Annotated in this window: 1 protein-coding gene; it reads left to right on the top strand. The window is 33.1% G+C overall.

What is annotated here, in order from left to right; genetic code table 11:
• On the top strand, window positions 1-288 hold a 288-nt coding region (locus HC176_RS18170; protein WP_245234962.1), incomplete at its 5' end, for an integrase core domain-containing protein.
• Between the last annotated feature and the right edge of the window lie 50 nt (window positions 289-338).

Below are 338 nucleotides of genomic sequence, written 5' to 3'. Positions count from 1 at the left end.
TCTATGAGCCGTAAAGGGAATTGTTGGGATAACGCAGTGGCAGAATCCTTTTTTAAATCCTTAAAGGTCGAATGGATTTATAGACATAGTTATAGATTAAGATCTGAGGCCGAATTATCCATCTTTCTGTGGATAGAAACTTGGTACAATAATAAACGAAGACATTCCTTTTTAGGGAACAAAACAATTGGACTTGCAACAAAAAGTCGGACATTTTGGCAGTATCTCACTAAGTGTGTAAAGTTTAAATATCGAGGGTTGCAACCCTCGATATTTTTTTTTGTTTAATTTTAAATTTTATACACTTATGAAGAAAGAAGATTTTCTGAACGATGATT

The organism is Tamlana crocina (genome assembly GCF_012037625.1).
This window is presented reverse-complemented; position numbering and strand designations above follow the sequence as displayed.